Annotated in this window: 21 protein-coding genes; 7 read left to right on the forward strand and 14 right to left on the reverse strand. The window is 71.9% G+C overall.

Annotated features, from left to right (window positions below; translation table 11 throughout):
• Window positions 1-98: 98 nt before the first annotated feature.
• Window positions 99-1223, forward strand: a complete 1125-nt coding sequence (locus VM685_RS07035; protein ID WP_325459408.1) for a serine hydrolase domain-containing protein — start codon at window positions 99-101, stop codon at window positions 1221-1223.
• Between the two features lie 9 nt (window positions 1224-1232).
• Here the strand turns inward: VM685_RS07035 and rarD are convergent, their stop codons facing one another.
• Both rarD and VM685_RS07045 read right to left on the reverse strand, forming a co-directional pair.
• Window positions 1233-2174, reverse strand: coding sequence for an EamA family transporter RarD (rarD, locus tag VM685_RS07040; RefSeq protein ID WP_325459409.1), 942 nt, complete (start codon window positions 2172-2174; stop codon window positions 1233-1235).
• A 3-nt stretch (window positions 2175-2177) separates the two neighbouring features.
• Window positions 2178-3209 carry an aspartate-semialdehyde dehydrogenase gene (locus VM685_RS07045; RefSeq protein ID WP_325459410.1) on the reverse strand — a complete coding sequence of 344 codons (1032 nt, stop codon included), beginning with the start codon at window positions 3207-3209 and terminating at the stop codon, window positions 2178-2180.
• Between the two features lie 250 nt (window positions 3210-3459).
• Here VM685_RS07045 and VM685_RS07050 point away from each other — a divergent pair, with 250 nt between their 5' ends.
• Entirely contained in the window at window positions 3460-3855 is a 396-nt protein-coding gene (locus VM685_RS07050; protein WP_325459411.1) for a PaaI family thioesterase, read from the forward strand.
• Here the strand turns inward: VM685_RS07050 and VM685_RS07055 are convergent.
• Together VM685_RS07055 and VM685_RS07060 are read right to left on the reverse strand one after the other, a co-directional pair.
• Window positions 3852-4310, reverse strand: coding sequence for a hypothetical protein (locus VM685_RS07055; protein WP_325459412.1), 459 nt, complete (start codon window positions 4308-4310; stop codon window positions 3852-3854). The two genes, VM685_RS07050 and VM685_RS07055, sit on opposite strands and share 4 nt — an antisense overlap.
• Window positions 4307-4885: a response regulator gene (locus VM685_RS07060; protein ID WP_325459413.1), complete on the reverse strand. Its 579-nt coding sequence runs from the start codon at window positions 4883-4885 to the stop codon at window positions 4307-4309. Before VM685_RS07060 ends, VM685_RS07055 begins: the two co-directional genes overlap by 4 nt.
• Window positions 4886-5059: 174 nt before the next feature.
• Between VM685_RS07060 and VM685_RS07065 the strand changes: the two genes are divergently transcribed.
• Window positions 5060-5992, forward strand: coding sequence for a helix-turn-helix domain-containing GNAT family N-acetyltransferase (locus tag VM685_RS07065; protein ID WP_325459414.1), 933 nt, complete (start codon window positions 5060-5062; stop codon window positions 5990-5992).
• A gap of 15 nt (window positions 5993-6007) precedes the next feature.
• Here the strand turns inward: VM685_RS07065 and VM685_RS07070 are convergent, their stop codons facing one another.
• Both VM685_RS07070 and leuB read right to left on the reverse strand, forming a co-directional pair.
• Complete coding sequence (locus VM685_RS07070; RefSeq protein ID WP_325459415.1) at window positions 6008-6415, reverse strand: EVE domain-containing protein; 408 nt, start codon at window positions 6413-6415, stop codon at window positions 6008-6010.
• Between the two features lie 23 nt (window positions 6416-6438).
• Window positions 6439-7491 carry a 3-isopropylmalate dehydrogenase gene (leuB, locus tag VM685_RS07075; protein WP_325459416.1) on the reverse strand — a complete coding sequence of 351 codons (1053 nt, stop codon included), beginning with the start codon at window positions 7489-7491 and terminating at the stop codon, window positions 6439-6441.
• 199 nt (window positions 7492-7690) lie between these two features.
• Between leuB and VM685_RS07080 the strand changes: the two genes are divergently transcribed.
• Complete coding sequence (locus VM685_RS07080; RefSeq protein ID WP_325459417.1) at window positions 7691-8227, forward strand: hypothetical protein; 537 nt, start codon at window positions 7691-7693, stop codon at window positions 8225-8227.
• A 31-nt stretch (window positions 8228-8258) separates the two neighbouring features.
• Here VM685_RS07080 and VM685_RS07085 read toward each other — a convergent pair whose 3' ends face one another.
• The 4 genes from VM685_RS07085 to leuC are packed head-to-tail and all read right to left on the reverse strand — an operon-like array spanning window position 8259 to window position 11390.
• Window positions 8259-8561: a putative quinol monooxygenase gene (locus VM685_RS07085; RefSeq protein ID WP_325459418.1), complete on the reverse strand. Its 303-nt coding sequence runs from the start codon at window positions 8559-8561 to the stop codon at window positions 8259-8261.
• Complete coding sequence (gene leuD, locus VM685_RS07090) at window positions 8558-9169, reverse strand: 3-isopropylmalate dehydratase small subunit (RefSeq protein ID WP_325459419.1); 612 nt, start codon at window positions 9167-9169, stop codon at window positions 8558-8560. Before leuD ends, VM685_RS07085 begins: the two co-directional genes overlap by 4 nt.
• Window positions 9169-9963 carry a VOC family protein gene (locus tag VM685_RS07095; protein ID WP_325459420.1) on the reverse strand — a complete coding sequence of 265 codons (795 nt, stop codon included), beginning with the start codon at window positions 9961-9963 and terminating at the stop codon, window positions 9169-9171. The genes leuD and VM685_RS07095 overlap by 1 nt, the downstream gene beginning before the upstream one ends.
• Complete coding sequence (leuC, locus tag VM685_RS07100; RefSeq protein ID WP_325459421.1) at window positions 9960-11390, reverse strand: 3-isopropylmalate dehydratase large subunit; 1431 nt, start codon at window positions 11388-11390, stop codon at window positions 9960-9962. Before leuC ends, VM685_RS07095 begins: the two co-directional genes overlap by 4 nt.
• Before the next feature lie 129 nt (window positions 11391-11519).
• On the opposite strand from leuC, the gene VM685_RS07105 reads away from it, so the two are divergent.
• Window positions 11520-12410 carry a LysR family transcriptional regulator gene (locus tag VM685_RS07105; protein ID WP_325459422.1) on the forward strand — a complete coding sequence of 297 codons (891 nt, stop codon included), beginning with the start codon at window positions 11520-11522 and terminating at the stop codon, window positions 12408-12410.
• On the opposite strand, the gene VM685_RS07110 is transcribed toward VM685_RS07105, so the two are convergent.
• From VM685_RS07110 to trmD, 4 genes are all read right to left on the reverse strand, one after another.
• The gene (locus VM685_RS07110; protein ID WP_325459423.1) at window positions 12407-13243 is read right to left on the reverse strand and encodes a thioesterase family protein; all 837 of its coding nucleotides are present in this window, start codon (window positions 13241-13243) and stop codon (window positions 12407-12409) included. The genes VM685_RS07105 and VM685_RS07110 overlap by 4 nt on opposite strands.
• Before the next feature lie 111 nt (window positions 13244-13354).
• Window positions 13355-14305, reverse strand: coding sequence for a hypothetical protein (locus VM685_RS07115; protein ID WP_325459424.1), 951 nt, complete (start codon window positions 14303-14305; stop codon window positions 13355-13357).
• A gap of 156 nt (window positions 14306-14461) precedes the next feature.
• A complete protein-coding gene (rplS, locus tag VM685_RS07120; protein WP_325459425.1) occupies window positions 14462-14863 on the reverse strand; it encodes a 50S ribosomal protein L19 in 402 nt (133 codons plus the stop codon).
• A gap of 21 nt (window positions 14864-14884) precedes the next feature.
• Window positions 14885-15595, reverse strand: a complete 711-nt coding sequence (gene trmD, locus VM685_RS07125; protein WP_325459426.1) for a tRNA (guanosine(37)-N1)-methyltransferase TrmD — start codon at window positions 15593-15595, stop codon at window positions 14885-14887.
• A gap of 66 nt (window positions 15596-15661) precedes the next feature.
• Here trmD and VM685_RS07130 point away from each other — a divergent pair, with 66 nt between their 5' ends.
• Together VM685_RS07130 and VM685_RS07135 are read left to right on the forward strand one after the other, a co-directional pair.
• The gene (locus tag VM685_RS07130) at window positions 15662-16822 is read left to right on the forward strand and encodes a pepsin/retropepsin-like aspartic protease family protein (RefSeq protein WP_325459427.1); all 1161 of its coding nucleotides are present in this window, start codon (window positions 15662-15664) and stop codon (window positions 16820-16822) included.
• 67 nt (window positions 16823-16889) lie between these two features.
• Window positions 16890-17753, forward strand: coding sequence for an acyl-CoA thioesterase II (locus VM685_RS07135; protein WP_325459428.1), 864 nt, complete (start codon window positions 16890-16892; stop codon window positions 17751-17753).
• The last annotated feature ends 75 nt before the right edge of the window (window positions 17754-17828 follow it).

A 17828-nucleotide genomic window follows, 5' to 3' on the forward strand; every position in this document is an offset into this window, starting at 1 on the left:
CCCGCCAGCGTTAACAGACCCGCGTTCTTCTAGATACAGCCCTGTGCGCCGGGGACCCGCGGCGGCTATAGAGGCCTGTCAGACCCGAGGCCCGACGAATGATTGAGATCAACGGCTTCGCGCCCGCCCGCTTCGCCGCCGTCAGGGACGCCTTCGCCGCCAACTTCGCCGCGGGCGACGAGCTCGGCGCGCGGTTCACCCTGGTGGAGGCCGGCGAGACGGTGCTGGACCTCTGGGCGGGCTCGGCCGACCGAAAGGGGACGCGAGCCTTCGACGAACGCACCCTGGTCCCGGTCTTCTCCACCACGAAGGCCATGGCCTCCCTGCTGATCGCCCGGCTGGTGGACCAGGGGAAGCTCGACTACCGCCAGACCGTCGCCAGCGTCTGGACTGAGTTCGGCCAGGCCGGGAAGGACGCCGTCACCGTCGAGCAGGCGATCTCGCACCAGGCCGGCCTCTCCGGCTTCCCGGACGAGATGGACCCGGTCACCTGGTTCGACTGGGACGCGATCTGCACGAAGCTCGCCGCCATGACCCCCCTGTGGCCGCCGGGGACCGCCAGCGGCTACCATCCGATCACCGTCGGCTACATCGTGGGCGAGATCTTCCGGCGCGTGGACGGCCGCACCATGGGCCAGGCGCTCCGCGAGGATATCGCCGCCCCGTTCGGCCTCGACCTCTGGATAGGCGTGCCGGAGTCGGAGTTCGGCCGCATCGCCGAGCTGCAGCGGCCGAACGCCCTGCCGGACTTCGGCGAGGTCAACGAACCCACCCGCGCCGCCTTCCTCACCCCGTGGTCCGCGGCGGCCGGCAAGCCGCAGGCGGAGTGGCGGGCGCTGCCGATCCCCTCAACCAACGGCCACGCCACCGCCGAGGCCCTGGCCCGGCTGATGGGCGCGCTCGCCAACGACGGCTGGCTCGACGGCGAACAGATCCTCTCCCCGGCCCTGATCGCCGAAGCGGCCCGGGAGCGCATCCGCGGCCAGGACCTCGTCCTGCCCTTCGTGATGAGCTGGGGCGCCGGCTTCATGCGCAACGAGACCGAGCACCCCTGGGGGCCTGGGAACCAGACCTTCGGCCACTCGGGCTGGGGGGGCTCCTGCGCCTTCGCCGACCCGGAACGGAAGCTCGGCGGCGCCTACGCCATGAACAAGCAGGGCGTCGCCCTGATGGGCGATCTCCGCCCCAAGCGGCTGATCGAGGCGGCCTACGCGGCGCTCTGACCAGGGGCTTCAGCCCTGCGCGGGCGCCTCGGCGATCACCTTCTCGGCCATGGCCACCGAGCGGGTCCGGCGCCAGGCGCCGTAGCAGAACACCGCCGCCCCGCCCCAGATGAAGCCGAAGGAGAGCGCCCTGAGCGGCGTGAACGGCTCGCCCTGCATCAGGCCGATCATGAAGCTGATGGTCGGCGCCATGAACTGCAGGAAGCCCATCGCCGACAGCGGCATCCGGCGCGCCGCCCAGGCGAACAGCACCAGCGGGATGGCGGTGATCGGCCCTGCTGCGATCAGCCAGGCGACGGTGGCCGTGCTGTCGGCGAAATGGCCGGTCCCCTGCGCCTGCAGCCAGGCGATGAAGGCGAGGCTCGGCAGGCCCAGCAGCAGGCATTCCACGAACAGGCCCGTCTGGGCGTCGGCCGCCACCTGCTTGCGCACCACGCCGTAGCCGCCGAACGACAGGGCGAGCGCCAGCGAGACCCAGGGCAGGTGGCCGAGCGCCACGGCCTGGACGACCACGCCCACGGCGGCCAGCGCCATGGCCGCCTTGCCGATCCGGTCGATCCGCTCGCGGAACAGCAGCGCCCCGGCCGCCATGTTGACCAGCGGGTTGATGTAATACCCGAGCGAGGTCTCGAGCAGCCGCCCCGAGTTCACCGCCCAGATGAACACGATCCAGTTGATGGCGATGAGCACCGAGGACAGCGCCAGCCAGCCCAGCACCTTCGGCCGGCGCAGCACGTCCAGCACCTGCCGGCCCTGGCGCGCGGCCAGGACGAAGACGAGCGCGGTGGGCACGCTCCAGACGATGCGGTGGACGAGGATCTCGGCCGCGCCCACGCCCAGCGCGCCGATGGCCTGCATGGCCAGCGGCACGAAGCCCCAGATGAGGTAGCAGGCGATACCCGCCGTCAGCGCCAGGCGGGCTTCCCCACCCGGCGTCGACGGTGAGGACATCGCTTAGGCCAGCGCCTTCTGGCGGATCAGGCCGCGTTCGTGGAGGAGCTCGGCGATCTGCACCGCGTTGAGCGCCGCGCCCTTGCGCAGGTTGTCGGCCACGACCCAGAGGTTCAGGCCGTTCTCCACGGTCGGGTCGCGGCGGATGCGCGACACGAAGACCGGGAACTCGCCCTGGGCCTCCTTGGGCGTCATGTAGCCCTTGTCGTCCCGCTTATCGATGACGATCAGGCCGGGGCTCTCGCGCAGCAGGTCGCGGGCCTCGTCCTCGTCCACCGGATCGTGGAACTCCAGGTTCACGCTCTCGGAGTGGCCGACCATCACCGGCACGCGCACGCAGGTGACCGTGAGCTTGATCTCCGGGTCGATCATCTTGTGGGTCTCGTTCCACATCTTGGCCTCCTCGTCGGTGTAGCCGTCGTCACGGAACGAGCCGATGAAGGGGATGACGTTGAACGCGATCTGCTTGGGGAACTTGTTCGGCGGCGTCGCGCCCAGGACGAAGACGTTCTTCGTCTGGTCGAACAGCTCGTCCATGCCTTCCTTGCCCGCGCCGGAGACCGACTGGTAGGTCGAGACCACCGCGCGCTTGATCCGGAAGCGCTCGTGCAGCGGCTTCAGGGCCACGACCAGCTGGGCCGTCGAGCAGTTCGGGTTGGCGATGATGTTCTTGCGGTCGGCGAAGGACACGTCGTCCGGGTTCACCTCCGGCACGATCAGCGGCACGTCCGGGTCCATCCGCCAGGCCGACGAATTGTCGATGACGATGGGGCCGGCGGCGCCGATCTTCGGGGCCCACTCCTTCGAGAACGAGCCGGAGACGCTCATCAGCACGAGATCGACGCTCGAGAAGTCGAACTGCTCGACGTCCTCGCACTTGATGATCTGATTGCCGAACGAGACTTCGACGCCGATGGATTTGCGCGACGCGATCGCGTGAATTTTCTCCACGGGGAAGTTCACTTCCTCGAGGATGTTCAGCATCTCGCGGCCCACATTGCCCGTGGCGCCGACAACGGCCACCCGGTAACCCATCGCAATTCTCCTGATACTGGGGAGGGTTCCCGTACCCCTCGGGAGCCTCCGACGCAAGGCGAGCAGAACTCACAGCCGGCCCAGATCGGCTGGCGGCCCCGCCCCTGCGACAGATGGCGCGCGGGGGCCCGGCCCGCAAGTTGGCGTTCCGTGGATTTGTCGTGCAGGCCGGGTCTTGCCGCCCATGACGCGGGAGGGAATTGACCCGGGGCGGTTTCCGCGGGTCAGCTGGGCCGAAAGGAGCCGCGCCATGTCCGAAGCCACCGAGACTGGGATGCCGTTCGCCAACCTGATGGGCGTGGAGATCCTGGAGCGGTCGAAGGACCGGGTGCGCGGCCGGCTGGTGGTGCGCGAGGACCTCTGCACGGCCGGCGGCATCCTGCACGGCGGCGCCTACATGGCCTTCGCCGATGCGCTCGGGGCCATCGCCGGCTTCATGAACCTGCCGCCCGGCGCGCGGACCACGACCCTGGAATCCAAGACCAATTTCCTGGGCTCCGCGCGGGTGGGCACGGAGGTGTTCGGGGAGGCGACGCCCCTGCACGTGGGCCGCCGCTCCAGCGTCTGGCAGACGCGCATCACCGCGCCGGAGGGCAAGCTCCTGGCCCTGGTCGTCCAGACCCAGATGACGATCGAAAACCCCTAGGCCGCGTAGCGGGCGCTGACCTTGCGCAGGCCGTCGATGACCGCCGCGGCGCCGGGCTGCTCGCCCATGGCCATCAGCATGCGCCAGGCGCGCACGTGCACGGCGATGGCCTCGCGGTCGTAGCGGCGGGCCGTGCGCAGGTGGTCCAAGAGGTCGCAGAGGCTGGTCAGCGCCAGGTCCACCGCCGGCGCCCGGCAGACCTCGCCGCCGCCGATGCCGCGCACCGCCACGGCGTAGAGGTCGGCCAGCTGCTGGTCGTCGAACGCCTGGCCCATGGCCTCGAACCGCGCCTCGGTGAGCTCCAGGAGCGCCTGCAGCTCGGCGAGGCAGGTGGGGCGGATGGTGTCGAGGTTCGCCTGCGCCCGCTCCAGCGCCTCGGCCACCGGCACGCCGCCGGGCATCTTCAGCAGCTTGGCGAGCCTGGGCTTGGGGAAGACGAACCGGACGTTGGTCATGACGCGAGCCTGGGCTGGAGTTGCGCATCCGGCTCGGCGTCGACCAGGACGGCGTTGGCGGACTGGTCCTCGCGCCGGCGGCCGGCCCCGCCGGGAGGCCCCTCGTCGCGGAACCGGCGGTCGGGACCCACATAGTCGCCGGAGAACAGGAACGGCCGGCCCTCCTTGGCCACCCAGATGATGCGCTCCAGCATGACGATCGGGGCGAAGGGCTTCTTGACGATGATGTGCCCGCCGCAGTCGCGGGCGCGGACCACGTCGGTGGCCGGGGTGTGGGCGGTGGTGATGATCACCGGGGTGTAGCAGTTCGGCTCCTGGCAGCTCGTCCGCATCCACTTGACGAAGTCGTAGCCCATGCCCGACGGGGCCATGCCGTCGACGATGGCCAGGTCGATCTCGTGCTTCAGGGCGACCTGCTGGGCCATCTCCACGGTGGTGCAGCGGTACAGCTTCTTGGCGCCGAGGCCGGTGACGATCTGCACGAGGATCGCCATCCCCATGGTCGTGTCGTCCAGGAGCAGGACGGAAGCGTCCTCGAGGTTGTAGCGGGACCGTGAGGCGGGATCGAGCGCCATGGGTTCGAAGGTCCGTCGGCTGCTACGGCTAAGCTTCCGCCGATCATGCTTGCCCGACGCGGTTAACGGAGCCTTTCCGCCGCAACGATTAGCCGGCGAACCTCACGCCCGCCCCGCCAGGATAGTTGACTCCGTCAAGTAACCGCCGTTCCATGAGGGGAGGGAGGCTTCGCCATGTCCGAGAGCGCCGACACCGCCGCCACGATCGCCGCCGTCCGCCGGTTCAACCGCTTCTACACCCGCGCCATCGGGGTGCTGGACCGGGGCCACCTGGGCGGCCCCTACACCCTGGCCGAATCCCGCGTGCTCTACGAGATCGCCAGCGCCGACGGCGTCACCCCCACCGAGGTGATCGCCGCCACCGGCCTCGACGCCGGCTATCTCAGCCGGATCGTCAAGCGCTTCGAGCGCGAGGGCCTGGTCGCCCGGGAGCCCTCCGCCCGGGACGGCCGCAGCGTGGTGCTGCGGATCACCGGGCCGGGGCGCACCGCCTACGCCGAGCTGCACCGCCGCACCATCGCCCAGGTGGAGGGCCTGATCTCGCCCTTGGGCGCCCGGGAGCAGGCGCGGCTGACCGGCGCCCTGGGCGAGGTGGAGCGGCTGCTCCACGCCCCGGCCGAGCCGCCCGGCTGCATCCTGCGGCCGCACCGCCTCGGCGACATCGGCTGGGTCACCCAGGCGCACGGGCTGATCTACGGCCGCGAGTACGGCTGGGACCACCGCTTCGAGGCCCTGGTCGCGCGCATCGCCGCCGACCTGGTGGAGAATTTCGATCCCGACTGGGAGGGCAGCTGGATCGCGGAGCGGGCGGGGACCAACGTCGGCTGCGTCTTCCTGGAGAAGCAGGACGAGACCACCGCCAAGCTGCGCCTGCTGCTGGTCGATCCCGCCGCGCGCGGCCTGGGCCTCGGCCGGCGGCTGGTGGACGCCTGCGTCGCCCGCGCCCGGGACGTCGGCTACCGCGAGATCACCCTGTGGACCCAGAGCGTGCTCACCGCCGCCCGCCGGATCTACGAGGCGGCCGGCTTCGAGCTGGAGGAGAGCTGGCCCAACCAGGACTTCGGCGGCCTGGGCCTGATCAGCGAACGCTGGCGGCTGCGGCTGTAGGCTCCGGGGCGGGACCTAGTCCCCCGCCATCCGCAGGATCGCGGCCCACTCCGCGTCGGTGACCGGCGAGACCGACAGGCGCGACTGGCGGACCATGGCCATCTCGGCGAGCGGCGGCTCGGCCTTCATCTGCCCAAGGCTCACCGGCGCCTTCAGCGGCCGGACAGGCTCCAGCTCGACCGCCACGAAGCGGCCCGACGGGTCGCTGGCGTCGGGGAAGGCTTCCTTCGACACCCGCGCGACGCCGACGACCGCCAGGCCTTCCTGCGAGTGGTAGAACAGCACCTCGTCGCCGGTCTTCATGGCCTTCAGGTGCAGGGCCGCGGCGTTGTTGCGCACGCCGTCCCAGACGGTGCGGCCGTCGCGCCGCAGATCCTCGAAGCTGTAGGTGTTGGGCTCCGACTTCACCAGCCAGTGGGCCATGGCCTCCCCCGTCCGTTCGGCGGCTAGAGGGCCGCGACCACCGCGTCGCCCATCTGCGCCGTCGACAGCTTACCGCCAAGGTCCGGCGTGCGCGCGCCCCCTTCCAGCGCCCGGTTCACGGCGGCGAACAGCCGGTCGGCGAGGTCGGTGCGCTCCAGCGACCAGCGCAGCGCCATCTCGAAGGAGAGGATCGCCGCCAGCGGGTTGGCGATCCCCTGGCCCGCGATGTCCGGCGCCGAGCCGTGGATCGGCTCGTAGAGCCCCGGCGTCCCCGGCGCGCCCAGGGCGGCCGACGGCAGCATGCCGAGCGAGCCGGTGAGCTGGGCCGCGGCGTCCGACAGGATGTCGCCGAACAGGTTGTCGGTGACCATGACGTCGAACTGCTTGGGGTTCTTGACGATCTGCATGGCCGCGTTGTCGGCCAGGATGTGTTCCAGGGCGACGTCGCTGAACTCGCGCCTGTGCAGGTCGGTGACGACCTCGCGCCACAGCAGGCCGGAATCCATCACGTTGGACTTCTCGGCGCTGGTGACCTTGTTGCGCCGGCCCCGCGCCAGCTCGAAGGCGACCCGGGCCACCCGCTCGATCTCGGCGGTGGTGTAGACCTGGGTGTCCACGGCGCGCTTCCCGCCCCCCGGCAGGTCCTCGATGTAGCGCGGCTCGCCGAAATAGATGCCGCCGGTCAGCTCGCGCACGATCATGAAGTCGAGCCCCTCCACCACCTCCCGCTTCAGAGAGGAGGCGTCGGCCAGCGGCTGGAAGCAGAGCGCGGGCCGCAGGTTGGCGAACACGCCCATGCCGGCGCGCAGGGCCAGCAGCCCCGCCTCCGGGCGCTTGTCACGCGGGACGCTGGCCCACTTCGGCCCGCCCACCGCGCCCATCAGCACGGCGCGCGCCGACCTCGCGGCAGCCAGGGTCTCGTCGGTCAGTGGAACGCCGGCCAGGTCGTAGCTCTTGCCGCCGAACGGCCGCTCGTCGATGGCGAGCTCCGGCGCGAGCGCCGCGGCCACCTTGCGGACCTCGGCCGTCACTTCGGGCCCGATGCCGTCGCCGGGCAGGAGAAGCAGGTCGGTCACGATGGGTCCCCCGGAGCTTGGTTGGTCGTGCGGTGGCGACCTCCTAGGCGAAGAGGGCCGGCGCGCAAAGCCCGTAGCGGCCTCGCCGGGGCCACGGCGAGGCCGTTTTGTCGCCCCAACTCGTGGTCAAGTCTCACGGCGCAGTCGGTGGGGACCACTGGGCGACCAAGGGAGACGGTCGCCGAACGGAGGATTACTCATGACGCGAACCCTTACCGCAATCGTGGCCCTGGCGGGCGGTCTGGCGCTTGCCGCGCCTGCGGCGGCCCAGGTCAGCCTGGGCGGCGGCGGCCAGGTGGGCGGCCAGATCGGCGCCACGACGGGAGCCCTCGGGGGCGTGACCAGTGGCGTGACCGGTACGGTCGACTCCACGGTCCGCGGCTCGACCCGGATCGCCCAGGACACCACCCAGACCGCCCGTGGCGCCGCCAAGTCCGCCAAGGACAAGGCGAAGACCAAGGCGGCGGAGACCACCGGGGCCGCCCGCGACGCGGCCGGCACGGCCACCCAGGCGGCCGGCTCGGCGGCTGACGAGGCCACGACGTCCGGCGCCTCGGCCTCCGGCTCTCTCGACGCGGCCGGCTCGGCCACGGCCAGCCCGTCGGGCGCGAGCGCCGGCGCTTCCGGCAGCGCGAGCGGCGCGGCCGGCGCCGGCGACACGACCGGCGCGTCCGCGGGCGCGACCGCCAGCGGCGGCGTGGGCGCCGAAGTGAAGACCGAGGACGAGCGCCGCTAAGGCGGGGGATGCCCGCCGCCGGGCGCTCCCTTCAGAGGGGGCGCTCGGCGGCGACCTCGTAGATGCTGAGCCGGCGGTCGGAGACCCCGTGCTCGACGCCGGCGGCCCGCCATGCGGCCAGGTGGGCGGTGGCGAAATGGGCGTCCAGCGCCGCCTGGTCGCGCCAGGCCTCGAACACCCGCACCAGGCCGGGCTCCAGCACATCGAAGGCGTAGGAATAGGTGAGGCAGCCGTCCTCGGCGCGGCTCTTGCCCAGCATGGTCTCCATGTGCGGCCGGAACCGCTCCACGGCCTCGGGCGGCAGGCGGAACGTGCCGCCGATCAGGACGGTCATGCGCCCTCCGTCCAGGGCTGGGCGAGCGCGCGCTTCATCTCGAAGACGTCGATGGCGGCGGCCTTCTGCAGGGTCTCGCCGATCGCATCGAGGCCCTTCAGCATCTTCTCCTTGCGCTGCGGGTCGATCTCGAAGCGGAAGCTGGCGCCCGATGGCGAGGTGACCGTCTGGGTCTCCAGGTCGACGCTGACCACGTGGTTGCCGCCGCGCGCCTCGTCCATCAGCTGCTGCACCTCGTCGGCCTTCAGCACCACGGGCAAGAGGCCGTTCTGGAAGCAGTTGTTGTAGAAGATGTCCGCGAAGCTGGTGGAGACCACGCAGCGGATCCCGAAGTCCATCAGCGCCCACGGCGCGTGCTCGCGGCTCGAGCCGCAGCCGAAGTTGTCGCCGGTGACCAGCACGCCCGCGCCCCGGTACTCCGGGCGGTTCAGCACGAAGTCGGGCTTCTCGCGGCCCTGCTCGTCGAAGCGGAAGTCGTAGAACAGCCCCCGGCCAAGCCCCTCGCGCTCCACGGTCTTCAGGAACTGCTTGGGGATGATCTGGTCGGTGTCGATGTTGGCCAGCGGCAGCGGCGCGGCCTTGGCGTCCAGTCGGGTGAAGGCTTGCATCAGGCGCTCTCCAGGGCGGCGGACGGCTGGATCATGAGGGTCGGGACGCCGCCGGGGGCGTCGCGGACGGTGAAGACCTGGGTGCCGGGCTTGCGGCCCTTGCGCAGCTCCGAGACGTCGAAGCCGGCGGCGGCCATGCGGGCCCGGGCGGCCGCGGGGTCGGCGACGCGCCAAGCCAGCCCGCCGAACCGGTCGGGGGCCTCGGAGACCGGCGCCTTCAGGCTGGCGCCCACCTCCACCACCGCGCCGCCGCAGCGGAAGAACAGCTGGCGCGCGCCCCATTGGGCGTTCTCGCGGTCGAGCCGCAGGTCGAGGCCGAGCTTGGCGCCGAAGACGGCCAGCGCCCGGTCCGGGTTGGCGGTGTGCACGACCACGTGATCCAGGGCGTCCACCGGACCCTCCGCCGTCGCTGGCGAGGGCGGCCGGTCCCGCACCTCGCGCAGGGTGAAGCTCAGGCCGGCGGCGCGGACGAGGGTGACGCCGGCGACCGGCTCGACCTCGAGCCCACGGCGCTCCAGCAGGCGGGTGGCGGCGGCCAGGTCGTCCACCGCGAACGACACGATCCAGAGCCCTTCGCCGGCCTCGTCGAGCCGGGCGCGCACCCGGTCCCCGGCCAAGCCGGCTCCGTCGGCGCTGATCACCTCCAGGGCGGCGTTGGGGAAGCGGAACCAGGCCCGCCGTGCGCCATCGCCCGGCTCCAGCTCCGGCTCGCGCGCGAACAGCCGGCGATAGCCGTCGACCGCGGCGTCGAAGTCGCGGACGGCGACCGCGACGTGGTCGAGGCCGGTGATCACCCGAGGAAATCCCGCACGTCGGCGATGTGGCCGGCGATGGCGGCGGCGGCGGCCATGGGCGGGCTCATCAGGTGGGTTCGCCCGCCGCGGCCCTGGCGGCCCTCGAAGTTGCGGTTGGACGTGGACGCGCAGCGCTCGCCCGGCTGCAGCCGGTCGGGGTTCATGCCCAGGCACATGGAGCAACCCGGCTCGCGCCATTCGAAGCCGGCGGCCTTGAAGATCGCGTCCAGCCCCTCGGCCTCGGCCTGCTCCTTCACCAGGCCCGAGCCCGGCACCACCATGGCGCGGACGTGCGGCGCCACGAGGCGGCCGTGGACGAAGGCGTGCTGCACCACCTGGGCGGCGGCGCGCAGGTCCTCGATGCGGCTGTTGGTGCACGAGCCGATGAACACCACGTCGACCTTGGCCTCGGTGATCGGCTGCCCGGCCGAAAGCCCCATGTAGTCGAGCGCCCGCTCGGCCGCCGCGCGCTTGTCCGGCGTGCCGAAGGACGCGGGGTCCGGCGTCCGGTCGGTCACCGCGATCACGTCCTCGGGGCTGGTGCCCCAGGTGACCAGCGGGGCGATCTTCGCGGCGTCGATCACGATCTCGCGGTCGAAGACGGCGTCCTCGTCGGTGAAGAAGGTCTTCCAGTATTCCAGCGCCATCTCCCAGGCGCCGCCCTTGGGCGCGGCCGGCCGGCCCTTCATGTAGTCGAAGGTCGTCTCGTCCGGCGCCACCAGCCCCGCCCGGGCGCCGGCCTCGATGGTCAGGTTGCAGAGCGTCATGCGGCCTTCCATGGAGAGGCCGCGGACCGCGGAGCCGGCGTACTCGATGACATAGCCGGTGCCGCCGGCGGTGCCGATCTGGCCGATCACCGCCAGCGCGAAGTCCTTGGCGCCGACGCCCGGCGCGGCTTCGCCCTCGATGCGGACGCGGAAGTTCTTGGCCTTCTTCTGGCGAAGGGTCTGGGTGGCCAGCACATGCTCCACCTCCGACGTGCCGATGCCGTGGGCGAGCGCTCCGAACGCGCCGTGGGTGGAGGTGTGGCTGTCGCCGCAGACGATGGTCATCCCCGGCTGGGTGCGGCCCTGCTCGGGCCCGACCACGTGGACGATGCCGTTGCGCGGATCGCCCATCGGGAAGAATTCGATGCCGTTGTCGGCGACGTTGCGGGCCAGCGTCTGCAGCTGCAGGCGGGCCTCCTCGTCGGCGACGGCGCCGACGCCCAGCTCCTGGTTCTCGGTGGGCACATTGTGGTCGGCCACCGCCAGCGTGCGGTCGGGGCGGCGCACCTTGCGGCCCTCGGCGCGGAGGCCGGCGAAGGCCTGCGGCGTGGTCACCTCGTGGATCAGGTGCAGGTCGATGTAGAGGATCGCCTCCTCGCCGGCCACTTGGTCGACGACGTGGGCGTCCCAGATCTTGTCGTAAAGGGTCTTGCCGGGCATGGCTCGCATGTAGGTCTGCGGATACGCGCACGTCTAGTGCTGCGTCGCCGCATAGCCGGTGCGGTTGCAGCAATTTTCTTGCTCAGCCTCGGCTTCGCGCCGGCTACGGATGGAGCTATTCATGGCCGCATGGCCTCCTACGCCGACTGGGACCTTCTGCAGAGCCTGCACGCCGTGCTGGAGGCGGGCAGCCTGTCGGCGGCGGCCAAGTCGCGGCGGCTGACCCAGCCGACGCTGGGGCGCCACATCGACCAGCTGGAGCGCCAGCTCGGCGCCCCGCTGTTCCTGCGCAGCCCGCGCGGCATCCAGCCTACCGACCTGGCGCTCTCGCTGAAGCCGCACCTGGCGGACATGGCCGCGGCCGCAGGCGCGGCCATGCGCGACGCCTCGGGCGCCGCCGACAGCGCGGGCGGCGTGGTCCGCGTCACCGCCTCGGAGATCATGAGCATCGAGGTCCTGCCGGTGGTCCTCGCCCGCTTCCGCCAGGCGCATCCGGCCGTCGACGTGGAGCTGGTCACCTCCAACCGCAACGAGGACCTCTCGCGCCGCGACGCCGACATCGCCGTGCGCATGGCGCGGCCGACCCAGAACAACCTGGTGGCCCGCAAGGTGGGGGAGGTGGCCTTCGGCTTCTACGCCACGCCCGACTACATCGCCCGCTCAGGGACGCCGTCGAGCCTCGACGACCTCGAGCGCCACACCCTGATCGGCTACGACAGCCGACCGCCCTCGGTGCCCGGCGGGATCGACATCGGCCGGCCGATCACCCGCGACCTCTTCGCGCTCCGCACCGACAACGACGCCGCCCAGCTGGCCGCGCTGAAGGCCGGTTTCGGCATCGGGGTCTGCCAGCACCAGATCGCGCGGCGCAACGGCCTCGTGCAGGTCCTGCCCGGGACCTTCCAGTTCAAGCTCGACGTCTGGATCTGCATGCACGAGAACCTGAAGGGCAGCCGCCGCATGCGCCTGATGTTCGACCACCTGGCCGCCGAGCTCGCCGAGGTCTGCGCCCAGGGTTAGCGCCTGGGCGTGTGCAGCAGGTTCGAGCCGCCGGTGGCCACGAGGCGCCCGTCCTCGGTCCACAGCCGGCTGTGGCCGTGGATTAGCCCCGCCCGGGCGGTGTCGGCCACCCCGTCCACCAGCAGCCACTCGGCCGCGCCCGGCGGATCGTGGAACCACACCGTCAGGTCGAGGCTGGGCGCGATGTAGTCCGGCGCCTCCGGCAGCCCGCGGTGGTGGGTCGGCCAGATCAGGGTATCGAGCAGGATCACCGCCCGGCCGAAGTCGAGGAAGGGGTCGTCCCCCGGCTGGAAGCCGCGGAAGCGGAACCACTCCGAAAGCTGCGCCGGACCCGGCTGGCGCGGCCCGTCGAACGGCTGCCACTTCAGCGGCTTGCCGTCGAAATTGCTCCAGAACACGTGCGGCGGCGGGGCCTGGTCGCCGTAGTGGCGGCGCGCATGCTCCTCGAAGGTGAGGAGGGTCTCGTGTCCGGGGACCTCGGGCATGACCGCCTCGGCCGTGACCGGCCCATCGGTGCGGCTGGTGGTCCAGACCTGGGCCTGCAGGAACACCTTCCCCGCCTGCGCCAGCTCCACGTTCAGCAGCCAGGCGCTGCGGCCCTGCTTCACCGGGACCACCCGGCACTCGGTCTCGCCGAACCCGCCGACGCCGACGTACTGCACGCTCAGCGTCGCGGGGCGGTGGCCCTCCGGGACCACGGCGCCGGCCGCCCGCAGGGCGACGGCCGAGACATAGCCGCCGTTCGGTCCCCAGATCTCCCAGTCGCGCGAAAGGTCGGCGACCAGCCGCTCCCCGTCGCGGCGCACCGCGGTGTCCAGATGCAGCCGTCCCATGCTCACCTCCCCCGAAGCGGACCGCGTACGTAGGCAAGCTCGGCCTTGCGCGCTAGGTCTGGAAGAACACAGGTCGGCGGGATTCTGGTGTGGCGGGAGCCTGATCGACGCCTAGCGGGGGGTCGCGGGGATGTGCGTCAGGGGCTTCGGCAGCGGCGCGTTGGGCGCCAAGCCGAGCGCCTGGCGGAGGCCGCCGCCCGGCGTCGCGGGCGCCCTCGGGGGCGCGGCGCCGGGCAGGCCGACGGCGTTGGACGCCGCCTTCTGGGCCGCGCAGCGCGCCACCAGCTGGGGATCGTTGGCGTCCCACGGGTAGACGTCGACGCCGCCGCCGTTCTTGTAGACGCCCGTGACCGCGCCGCTCACCGTCACCCAGTCCGGCCCGGCGCCCGCAGCGTCCCGGGCGAAGGTCACGGGCACGGGAATGTTCAGGCCGGGGGTCGTCGCCGTGCCGGTCGCGGGACGGATCTGGGCGACGACGGTCGCGCCGTCCTGCGACAGCCAGTAGATGTTGCCCACCGGCGCGAGGATCCGCGCCTCGCCCTCCTTCAGCTGCAGGGGGACGGGGACCTGGAACGTCTGGAGCCGGCCCTCCAGGGTCGCGCCGCCGGGGGACTGCAGGGCCTGGGCCAGCGCCTGGGAGGTCACGTCCGCGCCGCCGGTGGCGGCGATCCCGCCGAAGTCCTTCACCCCCAGCGGTTCGTAACTGTCCATCCAGAGGATCGCGACGACCGGCAGGGTCATGTTGATCGGCCCGGCCCCGGGGCAGGCGATGATCTTGATGCTGGCGTCGTACGGGGATCCCATCGGCCAGCGGTCGGGCTCGGGCAGGGTGATCGACACCGCCCCGACGAGCACGCTGTCCACCTCGCGGAGCTTCGCGCCCGTGCTGTTGCTGGCGGCCATGTAGCGCTGGGCGGACGCCTCGAGCGCGGCCTTGGCCTGGCCGATCGGGACCGTCGGCCCCGCGCCCTGCGCCCCCGCGGGCGCAGCCGCCGCGGCCGTCAGTCCCAGCCCCAGCGCCAGCGCGCGCGCCGTCGCCCCGATCGATCCGAAGTTCGACATTCCACCCCCCGCAGGATTCTACGGCCAAGCTTTTGGCGCGGTCGCGGGTGTCCTGCAAGCTGGCGGCGACGGCCGGGCCTGACCGGGCCGGCGGCATACGAAAACGGCGGCCGCATCGCTGCGGCCGCCGCTCGAAATCCGTGGTGTCGGGAGCGCTTAGGCTTCCGGAGTCTCGCTGGGCTCGTCGGCCGCGGCGCGGGACATCTGGCGCTCGGCGATCCGGGCCGACTTCCCGCGACGGTCGCGCAGGTAGTACAGCTTGGCGCGACGGACGACGCCGCGGCGCTTCACCTCGATCGACTCGATCATCGGGGACAGGACCGGGAACACCCGCTCCACGCCCTCGCCGAAGGAGATCTTGCGCACGGTGAAGGACTCGTCGACGCCCTGGCCCTGGCGGGCGATGCAGACGCCCTCGTAGGCCTGGACGCGCTCGCGCTCGCCTTCCTTGATGCGGACGTTCACGCGGACGGTGTCGCCCGGCTGGAACACGGGCACCTTGCGGGCGGCGAGGAGGCGGTCGGCCTCTTCCTTGCGGAGTTGTTCGATCACGTTCATCGGTCTGGTCCTTACTGGGCTTTACCCGCCCTTTGCCTGTTGATTGGCGGAGAGCTTCGCCCAGAGGTCCGGACGCCGCTCCCGCGTGGTCTTCTCGCGCTGCTCCTGGCGCCACCGGCGGATCGCCGCATGGTTGCCGCTGAGCAGCACCTCGGGGATGTCGAGGCCTTCGAACGTCCGCGGCCTGGTATACTGCGGACCCTCGAGGAGCCCGTCCTCGAAGCTTTCTTCACTCAAGCTCTCGGCCTGGCCCAACACACCCGGGACAAGCCGTACGCACGCCTCGATCGCCACCAGGGCCGCCGCCTCGCCGCCGGCGAGGACCGCGTCTCCGACCGCGATCTCCTCGAACCCGCGGGCGTCGAGCACCCGCTGGTCCACCCCCTCGAACCGTCCGGCGAGGACGATCAGTCCCGGCCCGGCGGCCCATTCCTTCACGCGCGCCTGGGTGAGGGGGCGGCCCCTGGCGCTCATGTACAAAAGCGGCCGCCCGCGCCGCTCCACGCTGTCCAGCGCGGAGGCGATCACGTCCGCCCGCATCACCTGTCCCGGACCGCCACCCGCGGGGGTGTCGTCGAGGAAGCCGCGCTTATCTGTGGAAAAGGCCCGGATGTCCACCGTTTCCAGCGTCCACAGGCCGTGCTCGCGCCACGCCGTGCCGATCAGCGACACGCCGAGCGGCCCCGGAAAGGCTTCGGGGAACATGGTCAGGACGGTGGCGTCGAAGGACATGCGTCCTTGAAGCGCGGCTTCAGGGCGGCTCGTCAAGCGCGGCCGCGCGGTTTAAGCCCGCTCCCGATGCTGCGCGCCCTCGCCGTTCTCCTCCTCGCCCTGGTCCTCTCCCCGGCGCCCGCCCTGGCCCAGGCGCCGGAGCCGGCGCAGGCGACGGTGGCCCACGCCACACGGTTCGAGTTCCTGCAGGACCGGCAGATCCTGTTCCCGATCGCCATCAACGGCCGCCCCGCCGAGGCCTGGCTGGATTCCGGCGCGAGCTCGACGGTGATCGACGCGGAGTTCGCCGCCAGCCTGGGCCTCCGCCTCGGCCGGGGCCTGCGCGCCCAGGGCGTGGCCGGTCGCGTCGACGGCGTGCGGCTGGCCCGCGCGGACCTGCGGCTTGGCGGCCTCCTGCTGCCGCGCCGCAATGTGGCGGTGATGGACCTGAGCGTGCTCGAGGCGGTGGTGCCGCGGCCGGTGCAGGTGATCCTGGGCCGCGACATCTTCGACGGCGCCGTGGTCGACATCGACTTCCAGGCCCGCCAGATCGCCTTCCTCGCCCGCCACGACTTCCGCCCCCCGCCGGTGGCGTCGCTGCCGCTCACCGCCTCGGGCAACCTGCGCAGCCTGCCCATCGTGATCGCCGGCCAGCCCGTGGAGGCGGTCCTCGACCTCGGCAACTCCGGCGCCCTGCTGGTCGACCGCGACTACGCCGACGCCCGCGGCCTGCTCGCCGGCCGGCCGGTCTCCACCCAACTGGCCGTGGGCGTCGACGGCCCGCGGGAGAGCGCGGTGACGAGCCTGGACGACATCGCGGTGGGCGGCGTCACCTTCCAGGGCGTCCCCACCTCGGCCACGGCCGACCTGGTCGCCGCCGCGCCCGCCAACGTCGGCCTGGCGCTCCTCAGCCGCTTCCACGTGACCATCGACTTCGCGGGCGACCGGCTGTGGCTGCAGCCCTATCCCGGCGCGGCGGAGGCCGCCTTCCGCAAGAACCGGGCGGGCCTGTCCGTGGCGGTGGAGGGCGACCACCTGCGGGTCACCCACGTGGCCCGCGGCAGCCCGGCCGAGGCGGCGGGCTGGCGGCCGCAGACGGTGATCACCGCCGTGGACGGCCAGCCGATCACCCCCGACTATGCCGAGAGCCCGCTGTTCCGCTGGGCGAACGGTCCGGCGGGCCGCGTCGTGGCGCTGACCCTCGCCGACGGCAGCCGCCGCCTCCTGCGGCTCGCCGACTACTACTGACCTTGCCGCGCCGGAGGCTTCGGCTTAAGCGGATCGGCTTCGCAGTTGCAGCATCGCCGGGACCACGATGGACACCCAGACCCTGATCGAGACGCTCCAGCTCGAGCGGCTCGAGGTGAACCTGTTCCGCGGCATCACGCCCGAGGAGGAGGCGCGCGAGCGCATCTACGGCGGCCAGGTGATCGCCCAGTCGCTGCTCGCCGCCTATGAGACGGTCGAGGACCGGGTCTGCCACTCCCTGCACTGCTACTTCATCCGCCCGGGCGATCCGAACGTGCCGATCGTCTTCGACGTGGACCGGTCGCGCGACGGCGGCAGCTTCACGACGCGGCGGGTGATCGCCGTGCAGCACGGCAAGCAGATCTTCAACCTCGCCGCCTCCTTCCAGGCGGCCGAGGAGGGGTTCGAGCACCAGTCGGACATGCCCGAGGCGCCGCCGCCGGAGGAGGTCGAGGACGACCTGGAGCGCGAGAAGGCCCAGATGAAGGACGCGCCGCCGCAGGTCCGCGCCTGGCTCGACCGGCCCCGGCCGATCGAGATGCGCACCGTGGGCGGCCGCTGGGACCACGCGCCGCGGCCGAGCGAGCCGCGCCAGCAGGTCTGGTTCCGGGCCCGCGACCCGATCGGCGGCGACGACCGCATGCAGCAGGTGATCCTGGCCTACGCCTCGGACATGAGCCTGCTGGGGACGGGGGTGAAGCCGCACGGGGTGAGCTGGCGCACGCCGGGCTTCCAGTCGGCGAGCCTGGACCACGCCATGTGGTTCCACCGGCCGACCGACTTCAACGAATGGCACCTGTACCACCAGGAGAGCCCCTCGGCCTCCGGCGGCCGTGGCTTCAACCTCGGCCAGATCTACCGCGCCTCCGACGGCGCCCTGGTCGCGTCCTGCGCCCAGGAAGGCCTGATGCGGATGCGCAAGCCGAAATAGCGATTTCCCTCCCTTGATGGAGAGGGTCGACTCGCCAAAGGCGAGCGGGGTGGGGAAGTGGGGGCTGGACTGAGA

Source organism: Phenylobacterium sp., from assembly GCF_035539035.1.
GTDB lineage: Bacteria > Pseudomonadota > Alphaproteobacteria > Caulobacterales > Caulobacteraceae > Phenylobacterium.

What these genes read in the sequence shown, in the direction of transcription:
- VM685_RS07115 (WP_325459424.1), bottom strand. Translation starts at nt 14,305, where the DNA reads ATGTCGAACTTCGGATCGATCGGGGCGACGGCGCGCGCGCTGGCGCTG.
- VM685_RS07105 (WP_325459422.1), top strand. Translation starts at nt 11,520, where the DNA reads ATGGCCTCCTACGCCGACTGGGACCTTCTGCAGAGCCTGCACGCCGTG.
- VM685_RS07135 (WP_325459428.1), top strand. Translation starts at nt 16,890, where the DNA reads ATGGACACCCAGACCCTGATCGAGACGCTCCAGCTCGAGCGGCTCGAG.
- VM685_RS07050 (WP_325459411.1), top strand. Translation starts at nt 3,460, where the DNA reads ATGTCCGAAGCCACCGAGACTGGGATGCCGTTCGCCAACCTGATGGGC.
- VM685_RS07055 (WP_325459412.1), bottom strand. Translation starts at nt 4,310, where the DNA reads ATGACCAACGTCCGGTTCGTCTTCCCCAAGCCCAGGCTCGCCAAGCTG.
- VM685_RS07035 (WP_325459408.1), top strand. Translation starts at nt 99, where the DNA reads ATGATTGAGATCAACGGCTTCGCGCCCGCCCGCTTCGCCGCCGTCAGG.
- trmD (WP_325459426.1), bottom strand. Translation starts at nt 15,595, where the DNA reads ATGTCCTTCGACGCCACCGTCCTGACCATGTTCCCCGAAGCCTTTCCG.
- rplS (WP_325459425.1), bottom strand. Translation starts at nt 14,863, where the DNA reads ATGAACGTGATCGAACAACTCCGCAAGGAAGAGGCCGACCGCCTCCTC.
- leuC (WP_325459421.1), bottom strand. Translation starts at nt 11,390, where the DNA reads ATGCCCGGCAAGACCCTTTACGACAAGATCTGGGACGCCCACGTCGTC.
- VM685_RS07080 (WP_325459417.1), top strand. Translation starts at nt 7,691, where the DNA reads ATGACGCGAACCCTTACCGCAATCGTGGCCCTGGCGGGCGGTCTGGCG.
- VM685_RS07060 (WP_325459413.1), bottom strand. Translation starts at nt 4,885, where the DNA reads ATGGCGCTCGATCCCGCCTCACGGTCCCGCTACAACCTCGAGGACGCT.
- VM685_RS07110 (WP_325459423.1), bottom strand. Translation starts at nt 13,243, where the DNA reads ATGGGACGGCTGCATCTGGACACCGCGGTGCGCCGCGACGGGGAGCGG.
- leuD (WP_325459419.1), bottom strand. Translation starts at nt 9,169, where the DNA reads ATGCAAGCCTTCACCCGACTGGACGCCAAGGCCGCGCCGCTGCCGCTG.
- VM685_RS07065 (WP_325459414.1), top strand. Translation starts at nt 5,060, where the DNA reads ATGTCCGAGAGCGCCGACACCGCCGCCACGATCGCCGCCGTCCGCCGG.
- VM685_RS07070 (WP_325459415.1), bottom strand. Translation starts at nt 6,415, where the DNA reads ATGGCCCACTGGCTGGTGAAGTCGGAGCCCAACACCTACAGCTTCGAG.
- VM685_RS07085 (WP_325459418.1), bottom strand. Translation starts at nt 8,561, where the DNA reads ATGACCGTCCTGATCGGCGGCACGTTCCGCCTGCCGCCCGAGGCCGTG.
- VM685_RS07130 (WP_325459427.1), top strand. Translation starts at nt 15,662, where the DNA reads ATGCTGCGCGCCCTCGCCGTTCTCCTCCTCGCCCTGGTCCTCTCCCCG.
- rarD (WP_325459409.1), bottom strand. Translation starts at nt 2,174, where the DNA reads ATGTCCTCACCGTCGACGCCGGGTGGGGAAGCCCGCCTGGCGCTGACG.
- VM685_RS07045 (WP_325459410.1), bottom strand. Translation starts at nt 3,209, where the DNA reads ATGGGTTACCGGGTGGCCGTTGTCGGCGCCACGGGCAATGTGGGCCGC.